The 13,952-nt window shown below is 37.8% G+C and carries 14 protein-coding genes; 9 read left to right on the plus strand and 5 right to left on the minus strand.

The window, feature by feature from the left end; genetic code table 11:
- Window positions 1-17: 17 nt before the first annotated feature.
- Window positions 18-1,274 carry an NAD(P)/FAD-dependent oxidoreductase gene (locus tag IW15_RS03820; protein ID WP_034709392.1) on the minus strand — a complete coding sequence of 419 codons (1,257 nt, stop codon included), beginning with the start codon at window positions 1,272-1,274 and terminating at the stop codon, window positions 18-20.
- Window positions 1,275-1,371: 97 nt separating this feature from the next.
- Between IW15_RS03820 and IW15_RS03825 the strand changes: the two genes are divergently transcribed.
- From IW15_RS03825 to IW15_RS03865, 9 genes are all read left to right on the plus strand, one after another.
- The gene (locus tag IW15_RS03825) at window positions 1,372-2,898 is read left to right on the plus strand and encodes an HAL/PAL/TAL family ammonia-lyase (RefSeq protein ID WP_034709394.1); all 1,527 of its coding nucleotides are present in this window, start codon (window positions 1,372-1,374) and stop codon (window positions 2,896-2,898) included.
- On the plus strand, window positions 2,895-4,001 hold the full coding sequence (locus tag IW15_RS03830; RefSeq protein WP_034709395.1) for a WG repeat-containing protein: 1,107 nt from the start codon (window positions 2,895-2,897) through the stop codon (window positions 3,999-4,001). The genes IW15_RS03825 and IW15_RS03830 overlap by 4 nt, the downstream gene beginning before the upstream one ends.
- A 19-nt stretch (window positions 4,002-4,020) precedes the next feature.
- A complete protein-coding gene (gene fabG / locus IW15_RS03835) occupies window positions 4,021-4,752 on the plus strand; it encodes a 3-oxoacyl-ACP reductase FabG (RefSeq protein ID WP_034709396.1) in 732 nt (243 codons plus the stop codon).
- A 108-nt stretch (window positions 4,753-4,860) separates the two neighbouring features.
- Window positions 4,861-6,081 carry a beta-ketoacyl-[acyl-carrier-protein] synthase family protein gene (locus tag IW15_RS03840; protein ID WP_034709397.1) on the plus strand — a complete coding sequence of 407 codons (1,221 nt, stop codon included), beginning with the start codon at window positions 4,861-4,863 and terminating at the stop codon, window positions 6,079-6,081.
- Between the two features lie 4 nt (window positions 6,082-6,085).
- Window positions 6,086-6,346, plus strand: coding sequence for an acyl carrier protein (locus IW15_RS03845; RefSeq protein WP_034709849.1), 261 nt, complete (start codon window positions 6,086-6,088; stop codon window positions 6,344-6,346).
- 112 nt (window positions 6,347-6,458) lie between these two features.
- A complete protein-coding gene (locus tag IW15_RS03850) occupies window positions 6,459-7,343 on the plus strand; it encodes an LpxL/LpxP family acyltransferase (RefSeq protein ID WP_034709398.1) in 885 nt (294 codons plus the stop codon).
- A gap of 187 nt (window positions 7,344-7,530) precedes the next feature.
- Complete coding sequence (locus IW15_RS03855) at window positions 7,531-9,075, plus strand: phytoene desaturase family protein (protein WP_034709400.1); 1,545 nt, start codon at window positions 7,531-7,533, stop codon at window positions 9,073-9,075.
- 52 nt (window positions 9,076-9,127) lie between these two features.
- Window positions 9,128-10,819, plus strand: coding sequence for a C45 family autoproteolytic acyltransferase/hydolase (locus IW15_RS03860; protein WP_051881776.1), 1,692 nt, complete (start codon window positions 9,128-9,130; stop codon window positions 10,817-10,819).
- Window positions 10,816-11,178, plus strand: a complete 363-nt coding sequence (locus IW15_RS03865; protein WP_117584540.1) for a DUF1648 domain-containing protein — start codon at window positions 10,816-10,818, stop codon at window positions 11,176-11,178. Before IW15_RS03860 ends, IW15_RS03865 begins: the two co-directional genes overlap by 4 nt.
- A 1-nt stretch (window position 11,179) precedes the next feature.
- Here IW15_RS03865 and IW15_RS03870 read toward each other — a convergent pair whose 3' ends face one another.
- Genes IW15_RS03870 through IW15_RS03885 form a run of 4 tightly spaced genes read right to left on the minus strand, consistent with a single transcriptional unit; the run spans window position 11,180 to window position 13,821 of the window.
- Window positions 11,180-11,545 (minus strand): thiol-disulfide oxidoreductase DCC family protein, encoded by a 366-nt coding sequence (locus tag IW15_RS03870; RefSeq protein WP_228384299.1) that lies wholly within the window; start codon window positions 11,543-11,545, stop codon window positions 11,180-11,182.
- 8 nt (window positions 11,546-11,553) lie between these two features.
- The gene (locus IW15_RS03875) at window positions 11,554-12,423 is read right to left on the minus strand and encodes a GLPGLI family protein (protein ID WP_051881735.1); all 870 of its coding nucleotides are present in this window, start codon (window positions 12,421-12,423) and stop codon (window positions 11,554-11,556) included.
- Complete coding sequence (locus IW15_RS03880) at window positions 12,374-13,285, minus strand: HTTM domain-containing protein (protein WP_034709403.1); 912 nt, start codon at window positions 13,283-13,285, stop codon at window positions 12,374-12,376. The genes IW15_RS03875 and IW15_RS03880 overlap by 50 nt, the downstream gene beginning before the upstream one ends.
- The gene (locus IW15_RS03885) at window positions 13,282-13,821 is read right to left on the minus strand and encodes a hypothetical protein (RefSeq protein WP_131368482.1); all 540 of its coding nucleotides are present in this window, start codon (window positions 13,819-13,821) and stop codon (window positions 13,282-13,284) included. Before IW15_RS03885 ends, IW15_RS03880 begins: the two co-directional genes overlap by 4 nt.
- Window positions 13,822-13,952 lie beyond the last annotated feature (131 nt).

Here is a 13,952-nt window from a genome sequence, read left to right on the forward strand (position 1 = left end):
AAATTCAGGCCGGTTTTTTATGGTTGTTCTTGCTTTTGCTCTCTTTCAAGCTTAATCAGATTCGCAAGATTTTTAATTACGGTGTCATGTTTTTTTACAAAAGGATTGTCTTTATTCCATACATATCCCGCTAAAACGGCACATATTTTTCTTTTTACATCCTCATTTTCAGGTCGGTGGAAGAATAATTCTTGAAGATTTCCGGTATACCATTCTTTTACATAAGTAGTGAAAACATCTACACCATATAATATATAGTCCGTATATTCTTTCTGCCAGTCTATGGTTTCTCCATTCAACTGTCTTATAGCCAGTTTTGCGGCAAGCATTCCTGATTCTGTGGCAAACGCCATTCCTGATGAGAAAACGGGATCAAGGAATTCAGAAGCATTGCCTGTTAATGCAAATCCGTCACCGAATAATTTTTTAACAGAACATGAATAATCTTTCAGATGTCTGGGTTCAAAAAGGAAATCCAGTTCTCCGAAACGCTTAACATAATAATCAGAAAGGGAAATCGCCTTTTTAAGAGCCTCAGTTGGATCTCCGTTTGCGGACAGTTTTTCAATATAATCAGTCGGGCCAACAATTCCTATACTTGTATTTCCATTAGAAAAAGGGATCACCCAAAGCCATACTTCAGTTTCAATAATATCAAAAGAAATCAAGGTTCCTTCAACACCTTCCTCTCTGTTAAGGTCTTCTACATGGGCGAAAATAGCAGAATGGGGAGAAAGTTTTGAGGGCTTTTCAAGATCGAGAAGACGGGGAAGCACTCTTCCGTAACCACTGGAATCAATGACAAACTTAGAATGAATCTCCTTCATTTCGCCATTTTTATTTTTTACGGTGGTGATAGAATCTGTTCCGTTGAATGTAATCCCAACGACCTCAGTTTCAAACTCAAGGTCAACTCCTTTATTAATTACCTCTTGCGCAAGGGTATTATCAAAATCAGCTCTCGGAACCTGCCAGGTCCAATCCCAGCCTTCGCCGAATTTATCACTGAAATCAAAAAGACAAACCTCGTCACCTCTTAAGAAACGGGCGCCCAGCTTTTTTTCAAAACCCATGGCATCCAGAGCAGGAAAAAGACCGGCTTCCTCAAAATGATCCATCACTCTGGGGATTAAACTTTCGCCGACAACTAATCTTGGGAATTTTGTTTTTTCAACAACCTTCACGTTGATATTGTTCTTCTTTAAGTATGAAGAAGATACGCATCCGGAAGGCCCAGCTCCGATTACGAGAACATCAACAAATTCTTTGCTCATCTTGATTTTTTATTTTAATAATAACTTCTATCTTTGCCGCAAAATTAGTGACAAATAATTAATATTTTACAAAATTAGCAACTATTACTTTTAATTGATGAAAATAAACAACTTTTTAGAACTGAAGGATTTTCAAAAAATTATCATTGAGAATGAAAAAATAGAACTGGATGATTCACTGTTAGATAGAGTGGAGGCCAGTTTCCAATTTTTAAAAGAATTTTCGAAAAACAAAGTAATATATGGGGTAAATACCGGTTTCGGGCCAATGGCTCAGTTTAAAATCAGTGACGAAGATACCCATCAGCTTCAGTATAATCTCATAAGAAGTCATTCTTCCGGTATCGGAAATCCTCTGCCTCCACAGGAAGTTAAAGCCTGTATGCTGGCGAGATTAAATACACTCTCATTAGGAAATTCAGGAGTGCATCATTCTGTTATTGATCTCCTTAGAGAATTGATTAACAGAGATGTTACGCCGCTTATTTTTGAACACGGCGGAGTAGGTGCGAGCGGAGACCTTGTACAGCTTGCCCATCTGGCACTAGTACTGATTGGTGAAGGAGAAGTTTTCTATAAAGGAGATAGGAAATTAACCAAAGAAGTCTTTGAAATTGAAGGATTAAGTCCTATAAAAGTAGAGATTCGTGAGGGACTTGCTTTAATGAACGGGACATCCGTAATGTCAGGAATTGGTATTGTGAACGCTTACAAAGCCAATCAGCTGACCGACATTTCCATAAAACTTTCTTGTGCGATCAATGAAATCGTTCAGGCGTATGATGATCACTTATCAGAAGCATTGAACGGAACCAAAAAGCACTACGGTCAGCAGAAGGTTGCAGAAAGAATGCGCGCTCATTTGTCTGACAGCAAACTGATCAGAAAGAGAGCGGACCACCTGTACACTCACTTTGAAGAGCAGGAAAAAGTATTTAAGGAAAAAGTACAGGAATATTATTCATTAAGATGTGTTCCGCAGATCTTAGGGCCTGTTTTAGATACGTTAGAATATACAGAGAATGTTCTTGAAAATGAGATCAATTCAGCTAATGATAATCCGATTATTGATGTTGAAGGCCAGCACGTTTACCACGGTGGGAACTTCCATGGAGATTATATTTCATTGGAAATGGACAAACTGAAAATTGTAGTGACCAAACTCACCATGCTTGCTGAAAGACAGTTGAACTATCTGCTGAATGCAAAAATCAATGAAATTCTGCCTCCATTTGTGAATTTGGGGAAATTAGGATTTAATTTCGGGATGCAGGGAGTTCAGTTTACAGCAACTTCTACAACGGCTGAAAGCCAGATGCTGTCCAACTCAATGTATGTTCACAGTATTCCTAATAATAATGATAATCAGGATATTGTAAGCATGGGAACCAATGCTGCGGTGATCTGCAGAAAGGTAATTGAAAATGCATTTGAAGTATTGGCGATTGAGGCTATTACCAGTGTGCAGGCTATTGAATATCTGAATTTTCAGGATAAAATATCTTCATCTACAAAAGAATTGTATGATGAAATCAGAAAGATTATTCCTGCCTTTTCAGATGATATGGTGATGTATCCTTATCTGGAGAAGGTGAAGCAGTATCTTAAAGGAACCAAAGCATGAAAAAAATAATCATTTTTTCATTATTTTTCCTTGGGCAATCCATATTTGCTCAAAAACTGGCATTAGTTAAAGAAAAAGCCAAGATTGGCTATATTGATACATCAGGTACATATAGTATAGAACCGAACTTTGATACCTCGAAAAGTTTTTCAGATGGATTAGCCGCTGTAAAAATTGGAAAGTTCTGGGGATTTATAGGCAAAGATGGTAAGATGGAGATCGAGCCTGCATTTTCAAATGTGAAAGATTTTCATGACGGAATCTGTATGGTTGAAAGTGATGGTGGCTGGTATTATATCAATAAAAAAGGGGAAAAACTGACGATGCCTTCTTCCGATAAGCTCTATGATTTTAATGAAGGACTGGCTTTGATGAAAGTAGCCGGAAAAATCGGAGCCTTTGATACCAATGGCAAAGTAATCATCCCCGCAGAATATGATGTGATTAAACCTTTTAACAATGGGTTTGCAAAAGTATCTAAGAAAGGGCAATGGGGAATCATTGATACTACCGGGAAAGTAACTGTTCCGTTAGAATATGACAATATTGGAGAATATGTGAACGGCATTACCTGGGCACAGAAAGGAGATGCCTATGGAATCATTGATGGCGATCTGTTCAGAGAATTGGAAGGAGCCGACGATATCTGGGACTTTGGAAGTCAATCTATCACTTACGCCCGCAAAAACGGGAAAGTAGGATTTACGGATAAAACAGGGAACTGGATTATAGAGCCTAAGTTCGACAAAGCAAGAGCTTTTAATCAAAACCTGGCTCCCGTATCTGTAGGAGGAAAGTGGGGATACATAGGACTCGATGGAAATTACGTGATTGAACCTGCTTATAATGATGCTGAGGTGTTCAGTGACGACCGTCTTGCACCGGTAAAAGGAAAAAGCTGGGGTTTCATTGATCCTTCAGGAAAACTGGTAATTCCGATGGAATATGACATTACCGTAAGTTTTGGATTCAATGAAAAAAATAAAGGCTTCAATGACGGTGTTTCCAGAGTGAAGAAATCCGGAAAATGGAGCTTTATTGATACATCCGGAAATATATTGGGAAATAAATGGTTCTATAATGCAGAACTTTTTCAAAATTAAAAAAAACTAACACTAAGACATGAAATGTGTAATAGTAACAGGAGGCTCCAGAGGAATCGGAAGAGCAATCTGTATTAAACTCGCAGAAGAAAAAAATTATCACCTGCTGATCAATTTTGCATCCAATGAAGAGGCTGCAAAAGCAACATTAGCCAAAGTAGAAGAACTTGGTGCTACAGGAGAAATCCTTAAATTTGATGTTGGAAATGCAGAAGAAACGCAAAGCGTTTTGGAACAGTGGCAGGAGAGAAACCCTGATGCAGTGGTAGAAGTGATCGTAAATAATGCAGGAATAACAAGAGACGGCCTGTTTATGTGGATGCAGAGAGAAGACTGGAACAGTGTGATTAACACGAGTTTAAATGGTTTTTTCAACGTGACGAATTTCTTTATTCAAAAATTATTACGGAATAAATACGGACGAATCATCAATATGGTATCAGTTTCCGGAGTGAAAGGAACAGCCGGCCAGACCAATTATTCTGCCGCGAAAGGAGCTTTGGTTGCCGCTACAAAGTCTCTCGCTCAGGAGATTGCTAAAAGGAATATCACGGTGAATGCCGTAGCACCCGGATTTATCAGAACAGATATGACGCAGGATTTTAATGAAGATGAATTGAAGGCTATGATTCCTGTCAACAGGTTTGGTGAAGCAGAAGAAGTAGCAGATCTGGTTGCATTCTTAGCGTCCAGAAAAGCTTCCTATATTACAGGAGAAGTAATTAATATTAACGGAGGAATTTACTCTTAAATAATGTAACAATACCAATCTACCAATGTTACTTTGACTTTAATACTATTGTTACATTGTTAAACTGATACACTGGTACATCAATTAGGGTATTTTAAATATATAGACATGGAAAATAGGGTTGTAATTACCGGAATGGGAATTTATTCTTGCATCGGGCTCTCTTTAGAAGAGGTCAAGGAATCCCTATATCAAGGAAAATCCGGTATAGTTTTAGATCAGGAAAGAAAAGAATTTGGATTCAGATCCGGATTAACGGGTGTAGTTCCCAAGCCGGACCTGAAAAACTATCTCAATAGAAGACAGCGCGTAAGCATGGGTGAAGAAAGTGAATATGCTTATCTCGCAACCCTGGATGCACTGGCACAAGCGAAAATCGGCCAGGACTTTTTAGATCAGTACGAAGTCGGGATCTTATATGGAAATGACAGCGTTTCTAAAGCGGTTGTAGAATCCATAGACATCGCAAGAGAAAAAAAAGATACTACTTTAATGGGCTCGGGAGCGATTTTTAAATCGATGAACTCCACCGTTACCATGAACCTTTCAACGATTTTTAAATTGAGAGGGATCAATCTTACCATCAGCGCGGCCTGTGCAAGCGGATCTCATTCTTTGGGATTAGCTTATATGATGATTAAAAATGGTTTTCAGGAAATGATCATTTGTGGCGGAGCTCAGGAAACCAATAAATATTCTATGGCAAGTTTTGATGGTCTGGGTGTTTTTTCAGCAAGAGAAAATGAACCCGCCAAAGCCTCAAGACCTTTTGACGCTGACAGAGACGGACTTATCCCTAGCGGAGGAGCTGCGAGTTTGGTGGTTGAAAGTCTGGAATCCGCACAAAGAAGAGGTGTGCCCATTCTTGCAGAAATTGTAGGCTATGGTTTCTCTTCCAATGGAGGACATATTTCTACTCCAAATGTAGACGGACCTGCTTTAGCCATGGACCGCGCACTAAAACAGTCCGGGTTAACAGCGAAGGATATTGATTATATCAACGCGCACGCTACCTCTACACCCTTAGGAGATGCCAATGAAGCAAAGGCAATTTATGAGATCTTCGGAGGTGAAGTTCCGGTAAGTTCTACCAAATCTATGACGGGTCATGAATGCTGGATGGCAGGTGCCAGTGAAGTAATTTACTCTATTCTGATGATGCAGAATAATTTCGTTGCCCCGAATATCAACCTGGAAAACCCTGATGATGAGGCTAAAAAGATAAATTTGGTCTCAAAAACGAAAAATCAAAAAATTGATGTATTTTTGTCGAATTCTTTCGGGTTTGGGGGTACCAATTCCGCATTAATTGTTAAAAAATTTGATTAAAAACATGGAAAGGGAAAAAATTGTTGCGATCGTTAATGATTTTTTGGTCAATGAATTTGAAGTTGACAGTGACGAAATCAGCAATGATGCCAACCTTAAAACAACGCTGGGCTTAGACAGTCTGGATTATATTGATATGGTGGTGATTATTGAATCTAATTTCGGAGTGAAATTAGGCGAAGCAGACTTTAAAAGAATGATCACGTTTGACGATTTCTATACGACGATCGAGAATAAAATTATTGAAAAAAAGCGTAATTATTGATTGAAACTTTATTTTTTAATAATGTAACAATAAAACAATGTACCAGTGTCATAACTATTTCAGCCGAAGTATTATGACACTGGTACACTGATAAATTGGTAAACTGTAAGTAATGAACAAGTGGAAAGGTAAATCTAAAGGAACCATAGCAGGATATAAAATATTCGTCTGGTGCATTAGAAATGCCGGGATCCGGAGTTCATATGTGGTGCTTTACTTCGTTGCGACCTATTACTTTTTATTTCTCAAAAAGAGCAACCGTTATATTTCTTACTATTTCAAAAAAAGGCTGGGATACAGCTTTTGGAAGACAAAAACAGCAGTATTTAAAAGCTATTTTACCTTCGGGAAAGTATTGATTGACAAAACTGCTATTTCTACAGGCTTAAGAGATCGATTTACCTACGAATTTGACGGTGTTGAAAATCTCAAAAATCTTTTACAGGAGAAAAAAGGAGGGGTGCTAATCAGTGCCCATATCGGTAATTTCGAAATTGCAGAACACTTTTTTGCGGATATAGATTTTGACTGTCAGATCAATCTGGTGACTACTGATCAGGAAGTTACGGTCATTAAAGAATATCTGGAAAGTGTGGCGGTTAAAAAGAGCAATATCAAATTCATCTATGTGAAAGAGGATATGTCCCATATTTTCGATATCAATGCTGCATTATCCAAGAATGAGCTTATCTGCTTCACCGGAGACCGCTATTTTGAAGGTTCAAAATACCTCGAAGCAGATTTATTGGGAAAAAGTGCCAAATTTCCGGCCGGCCCATTCCTGATTGCTTCCAGATTAGGCGTTCCTGTTGTGTATGTGTACGTAATGAAAGAGAAAAACCTTCATTACCACCTGTATGCACGTGTTGCACAAAACATAAGAAACCGCGATTCACAGGGACTTTTGAACTCTTATGTGCAAAACCTTGAATCTATGATTAAAAAATATCCCCTTCAATGGTTCAATTACTTTGATTTTTGGGATGATATTGATTAATTTTTCTAATTTTATCACCAAAAACAAATAACAAAAACTCAAACCATTAAAACATTGTAAAGATTAGGGTTTTTTACAGCACTTTATGTACTGCCTTCTAAGGGAAAACATTACGTATTGTAAACAAAGTTAAAAACTTAGTGTTGAAACGATATCTTATCCTTACATAAAAACACATTTTTCTCCTTTGAAAAAAGAATACGACATACTTGTAATCGGAAGCGGTTTGGGGGGCCTTGTTTCGGCTCTTATTTTGGCTAAAGAAGGCTTGAAGGTTTGCGTATTGGAGAAAAACAATCAATATGGGGGAAATCTGCAGACTTTTTCACGTGATAAGCTGATTTTTGACACAGGAGTTCATTATCTGGGAGGACTTTCAAAAGGTCAAAATCTCCATCAGTTCTTTTCCTATCTCGAAATTATGGATGATCTTGAGCTCCAGAAAATGGATGAAGACGGCTATGACCGGATTACGTTCGGAGATGATGAGATTGAATATCCGCATGCCCAGGGATACGATAATTTTGTGGAACAGCTTACGGCTTATTTTCCGGATGAAAAAGAAAACTTAGAAAGCTATTGCAATGAAATACAATATGTTTGCGGACAGTTTCCACGGTATCATGTGGTAGGAAAAGATCAGTATAATGAAGAAATCCTACATCTCAATACCAAAAGATTCATTGAATCAGTTACTCAGAACAAAAAACTGCAGTCTGTCCTGTTGGGTTCTAATTTCCTGTATGGCGGGGACTCTGAACATATTCCCTTTTATGTACATGCGCTGACGGTGAATTCATATATCCAGAGTGCTTATAAATGTGTGAAAGGAGGAAGCCAGATTTCCAAGCTATTGATCAGAAAATTAAGACAATACGGAGCCGAAGTATACAAGCATTCTGAAGTTTCCGAAATGATCTTTAATGAAAATCAGATATTAACTGCTGTAAAAACCAGATCCGGTAAAGAATATGCCGCCAAACGATTTATTTCTAATATAGAGATCCGTACCACCATACAGCTGATCGGTAATGACCGCCTGAAAAAATCTTTTCTCAACAGAGTTTTAAGCTGGGAGCCGGTATCATCATGCTTCAGTATTTATCTTGTTCTGAAACCTCAGTCGGTACGCAACTTTAATTACAACAGGTACCATTATTCTTCAGAAGAAATGGTATGGAATGCTTCCAGGTACACCAAAGACCAATGGCCTGAAACCTATATGCTTTCCTCAACCTCTTCAAAACATCATCCGGAATTTGCAGAAAGCCTTACGGCGATCTCCTACATGCATTTTGATGAGGTAAAAGGCTGGGAGAAAACCATCAATACCATTGCAGACGAACACGAAAGAGGAGCGGCATACGAAAAGTTTAAACTTGAAAAGGCGGAAAAAATGATTAACGTCTTGGAGAAGAAAGTTCCGGGTTTAAAACGATCTATCCATAAGGTGTATACTTCTTCTCCGCTGTCATACCGTGACTATATAGGAGGTTTTGACGGAAATATGTACGGATACATGAAAAGTTCTGAAAATCCGCTTAAAACCATGGTTTCTCCACGTACTAAAATTGACAATCTTTTCCTGACCGGACAGTCGGTTAATATGCATGGAATTTTAGGAGTTACCATCGGGGCATTCAATACCTGTGCAGAGATTCTGGGAAAGGAACATATCGATGAACGCTTAACACAAATGATTAATACCAGTAAGAGTGAAGACAAATTGTAGGCGGCGTGCTGTCATTCATAACAGAATAAAGGGAAGTGAAGAATCTAAATTAATAAGTTTAGAAGTCTTCTGTAGCCGGAATGATAAAAAAAAGTACCTTTTTTTTATTGTTTTAATCCTCAGTCTCACATCTTGCGGGGTCAGAAAGTCAATACAACATATTCCTGATGTCCAGCAATATGCACTGGAGGTTCCAACGGTTAATAAGATCAACGATTCGACTTTTAACTACAATCAAAATTATTTAACCAAAAATAAACAACAGCTGTGGGAACTTTATATCAAAGGAAATCCTTTACAGCTGGGATATAATAACGGAGCGCTGACTCAAAAACTGATGCAGCAGCAGGAAGAGATTTTCTTTTCCAAAGTGGAAGGTTTTGTTCCTTCAAAATTTAAGCAAAAACTGCTGAGAGGATTTCTGAAATGGTACAACCGGAAAATGTACCTGAATGTAAGGGAAGACTATCAGGCGGAATTGTATGGAATGTCTCAGTATTCATCAGACCGGTATGACTTTATTGCCCCCAAATACCTGAGAAGCCTTTATCTGCACGGAGCCCACGATATCGGGCATGCAATGCAGGATCTGGCGGTAGTGGGATGCAGTTCTTTAGCCGTTTGGAATGAAAATACAGAGGATGGAGACCTTTTGATCGGGAGAAATTTTGATTTCTACGTCGGTGATGATTTTGCAAAAAATAAACTGGTGGAACTGGTAGAACCGGAGCAAGGTATTCCTTATCTGTCTGTAAGCTGGCCGGGAATGATCGGAGTGGTTTCCGGAATGAATAAAGAAGGAATTACCGTGACAATCAATGCAGGAAAGTCTAAAATTCCCTTAACGGCAAAAACACCTATTTCTCTGGTAACAAGGGAAATCTTACAGTATGCCAAAAATATAGACGAAGCGATTGCCATTGCTAAAAAAAGAAAAGTTTTCGTTTCAGAATCTATTTTGGTGGGAAGCGCCCACGATAGAACGGCTGTTATTATAGAAGTTTCACCTAATAATTTCGGTGTTTATAAAGTGCAGAACAGCAGCAAGATATTTTGTACCAATCATTTTCAGTCAGAAGCGTATCAAGACGATAAGAGAAATCAGAAACATATCCTTGAAAGCCATTCGGAATACCGGTATGAAAAACTTCAGGAGCTCGTACAGGAAAATAAAAAACTTACGCCTGAAAAGATGGCTGCCCTATTAAGAGACAAATCAGGACTGAAGGATGAAAAAATAGGATATGGGAATGAAAAGGCGATCAATCAGCTTTTAGCCCATCATGCCGTTATATTTTCACCTGAAAAAAGATTGGTATGGGTTTCTTCGAATCCCTATCAGCTGGGAGAATTCGTCTGCTACGATCTGAATACCATCTTTTCGGAAAACAGGCTGAAAAATGGAGAATTTGCCGTTTCAACATTCAATATCCCTAAAGATCCTTTTGTGAATTCTGTGGATTTTAAAAATTATGAAGCCTATAAAAAGCTGAGCTCAATAATAGAGGAAGCGATTGATCATAAAAAAGAATCTTTGACAGATGATTTTATTCGTCAATATCAGTCTTTAAATCCCGATCTTTGGCTGGTCTATGAACAGGCTGGCAGGTATTATTTTAACAGAAAAGAATATCAGAAAGCAAAAGCTGAATTTGAAAAAGCACTGACAAAAGAAATTACCACTCTTCCTGATCAGAAAAAGGTAGAAAATTACCTGAAGAAAACAGAAAATAAACTAAGATGATTCCTAAAAATATAAAACTCCTATTTTGCATTCCATTCGTTATTATTATCTGTTATTTAGGATATCTTATGAATAGATACAGTTCCATTCCTGACACTATACCCATTCATGGCTATGGAAACAATGCGGATGGATTTGGAAGTAAAAAATTTCTTTTTTTACCTGTTGTTCTCAACCTGATTATCCTGATGTTTATATGGATGTGTATCAGGAAACCGGACTCAATGAAATTTTCCTTTGAAGTAAAAGAGGAAGATAAAGCCAAAACCTATTATATGCTTCAGATGGTGCTGGTAGTTATCGCCATATTTGTAACGATTATGACGACTCTGTTATTTTCTGATGTGGTGTATGGGTAGACTAGAATAGTATTTCGCAGCTTTTATCGTCACAGTGGAAGGAAATGATCTTTCTTTTTACAGCCAGCTGGACATAAAGAAACTGTCCTAATCCTGAGACTTTCAGAAGATATAAAACCGGGATAAACAGCCAAAACACAGGAAGGCTTATCAAAATAAGATAAATCGACTGGAAGCCATAATGCCAGCTTCCGTTGTAGGAAGCCATCTGCCGGAGAGCGAGTTTCCGGTCCAGCTTAGGAAAATATGGGGACGAAAGAAAATCTCTCAATGGTTTTTCCTGTATCAGCGAGAGCCAGTCAAACTTCTTGACCAGCTGTACAAATCGGCTGCATTTCGGACACCAGTTGTCATAAAAAATAATCATAGGTTGGATCAGTTACAGGGTTGGGATAATTCAATGGGATTTTCAAAAGCTTTCATGGCATTCCATTCTTTTTTATTGTATTCTTCCTTTACTTCACGGCTGTCGGCATTTTTCCCATTGATGACATAAGTAGTCTGGGAGGTATTGAGGTTTTCAAGAATAGAGGAAGGCTGTTTTTTATACCCTTCCCAGAAAGAGCCCCATTGTTTAGAGGATAATTTGATGGATTGCTGAGAACCGAAATTTCTTTTTCCAATATTATTTTCTTCTTTTGTAAGTCCTTTGATTTCAAAAATATAGTCTTCTCTGGAATCCTGTATTTTTAGAATAAGACCAGGCAATCCATAAAATTTATAAGGGCCATCCATGATCGGAATATCAGGCGTAAACCAGGCGGTCCATGTTCTTCCTCCGAATTCACAGACAGCTTTTTCGGCTTTATATCCGAAAACCTGTTCCGTATTTCCCGGCTGTATTTTCCAGTGTATAGGACAGCTGGGATATTCCGTTACAAATGTTTTGATATACAGCCTTTCTTCCACAGTGATCTTTTTATCAACGATATTTTTGATGATCAATGACCTGAACAATGATGTTTTGGTACTTGAAGGAATCCGCAAAGAACCTTTTGAGTCATTTTTAGCATATTCAGTGATTATTCTGGTTTTTAGAGAATCCTGCCTGAAATTTTCATAGGATTCAAAAAAAGATGCCTGCCCATTACCTGTTATCAATGCGCAAAGTTCGGTAGTGTATTGAGTCACGCTTTGCGTAGGTTTCCATTTCATTTCATAGATGATTTTATAGGACTGTGCGGCAAGAAAGCTGTTAAATACCGCTGACAGAAGGACTGTGAGCAGGAACTGTTTTAGTTTCATTATAATAATTAAAATAATAGGACGTAAGATTCCAGACAATCATGATGGCTGAGAAGAAAAAGAGATTGAAAAATAGGATGATTCCAACATGCATTGAGATTGTAAGTATCAGCCAATATTTTCTCGTTTTATTCAGATTAATAAATAAAGGGTAAAAAAGCTCGATAATAATTGTTCCCCATCCAAAAATGATATAAAAAACCGGATTCTGTATATAATCTCCCAGCGCGACAAATTTGTATAAATTGGGCAGGTGGATTGCCTTCCAGATTGATTCTCCGTTCCACCAGTTAAATCCCAGTATCTTATCAAGTCCGGAGAAAAAATAAGCAATACAAACGTGAATCTGGATGAGTCTTTTGCATAGCGTCAAAGACTGGACGTTTCGGGATAATTTTGGAAATAATCTCTGCTGTAGAGAAAAAAAAGAGCTTGAAGGGAAAAGAATAATGTAAAATAAAGACATGCTCGTGAAAAAATCGGCGCCATAAAAAAAGAGACTGCCGGATTTCACAAAAGAAACCTGCAGAATAAGAAGGAATACGGCACTGATCCTGCTGAAAAATCCTGAAATAATCAAAATGCATAAAATTACATAGGTGTATTTAAATAGTAGTATTGATTGATTTTCGGTAAAATAGCCATTCAGGAATCCTAATATTTTATCTATTGTTAAGACATCAAACGTATTGTAAGCGGTGTGTAATTCCAGGGGTATGATGCTGTGATTGGTGTAAAGCAGATCAAAATCACTCCAGAATGATAAAAAATGAACCAATACAATGATTCCTATTGCGATCCGAAAGAATACAATGAATTCAGGAGAAAAGGATTTTGCAAAAAAGGTCTGTAAAGTTTTCATGGGGTTTCATCGATTTTTATTAGGTGTTCCTTTCTGCTTGCCATATTTTCCAGTTTCGGATGTTCATAGAGATAGACGGAAGTTCTGAATTTTGAATTGTATTTTTCCTCAAAAACAGTATTGATGCGTTTCAGAATAATCTTATTGACTGCGATCTGGTCTTTTTCATGTTCCGTTCCCTTTACCTTCTTAAAATTCTTGAAAAAGATATCATTCGCGTTCATAAACCTCATTTTGCCTTCGTTGGTTTTCAGCAGGTCATCGGAAATATAAGATTTATTTGAGTTTTGGCTGATGATCACAAAGTTGCTGGAAACATTAGGCGCAAAAAAACCGTAGCCGGTATCAAAGCCTGCATAAGTGGAAATGGTATTTCTGTATAGCGGGTTGTTATTGATACGTTCGCTGAGGTCAGGATATTTATATTCATAGAACTCACAGAAAGAAGACATGGTGGTGAGTATCCCTGTGACGAAGACTTTACAAAGTATAGCGGTAAAAACCACTATTTCTATAATTTTTACGGGCTTATTCATTATCAAAATGTTTAAATTGAGTTTTCGCGGTTATTAGTTTTTGGAGAGGTTCAGAAAGATTCTGAATTTCATGGTTAGTTGTTTGAAGTATAACTTTGAAGTGAAAAATCCCTTTCATGGTAAAATAACAA

Source organism: Chryseobacterium soli (assembly GCF_000737705.1).
In the GTDB taxonomy this organism is placed as follows: domain Bacteria; phylum Bacteroidota; class Bacteroidia; order Flavobacteriales; family Weeksellaceae; genus Chryseobacterium; species Chryseobacterium soli.

Bases quoted from the DNA above. Each gene is read 5' to 3' on its own strand.
- fabG (WP_034709396.1), top strand. From the start codon at position 4,021: ATGAAATGTGTAATAGTAACAGGAGGCTCCAGAGGAATCGGAAGAGCA.
- IW15_RS03840 (WP_034709397.1), top strand. From the start codon at position 4,861: ATGGAAAATAGGGTTGTAATTACCGGAATGGGAATTTATTCTTGCATC.
- IW15_RS03870 (WP_228384299.1), bottom strand. From the start codon at position 11,545: ATGATTATTTTTTATGACAACTGGTGTCCGAAATGCAGCCGATTTGTA.
- IW15_RS03875 (WP_051881735.1), bottom strand. From the start codon at position 12,423: ATGAAACTAAAACAGTTCCTGCTCACAGTCCTTCTGTCAGCGGTATTT.
- IW15_RS03825 (WP_034709394.1), top strand. From the start codon at position 1,372: ATGAAAATAAACAACTTTTTAGAACTGAAGGATTTTCAAAAAATTATC.
- IW15_RS03820 (WP_034709392.1), bottom strand. From the start codon at position 1,274: ATGAGCAAAGAATTTGTTGATGTTCTCGTAATCGGAGCTGGGCCTTCC.
- IW15_RS03880 (WP_034709403.1), bottom strand. From the start codon at position 13,285: ATGAAAACTTTACAGACCTTTTTTGCAAAATCCTTTTCTCCTGAATTC.
- IW15_RS03885 (WP_131368482.1), bottom strand. From the start codon at position 13,821: ATGAATAAGCCCGTAAAAATTATAGAAATAGTGGTTTTTACCGCTATA.
- IW15_RS03865 (WP_117584540.1), top strand. From the start codon at position 10,816: ATGATTCCTAAAAATATAAAACTCCTATTTTGCATTCCATTCGTTATT.
- IW15_RS03845 (WP_034709849.1), top strand. From the start codon at position 6,086: ATGGAAAGGGAAAAAATTGTTGCGATCGTTAATGATTTTTTGGTCAAT.
- IW15_RS03850 (WP_034709398.1), top strand. From the start codon at position 6,459: ATGAACAAGTGGAAAGGTAAATCTAAAGGAACCATAGCAGGATATAAA.
- IW15_RS03830 (WP_034709395.1), top strand. From the start codon at position 2,895: ATGAAAAAAATAATCATTTTTTCATTATTTTTCCTTGGGCAATCCATA.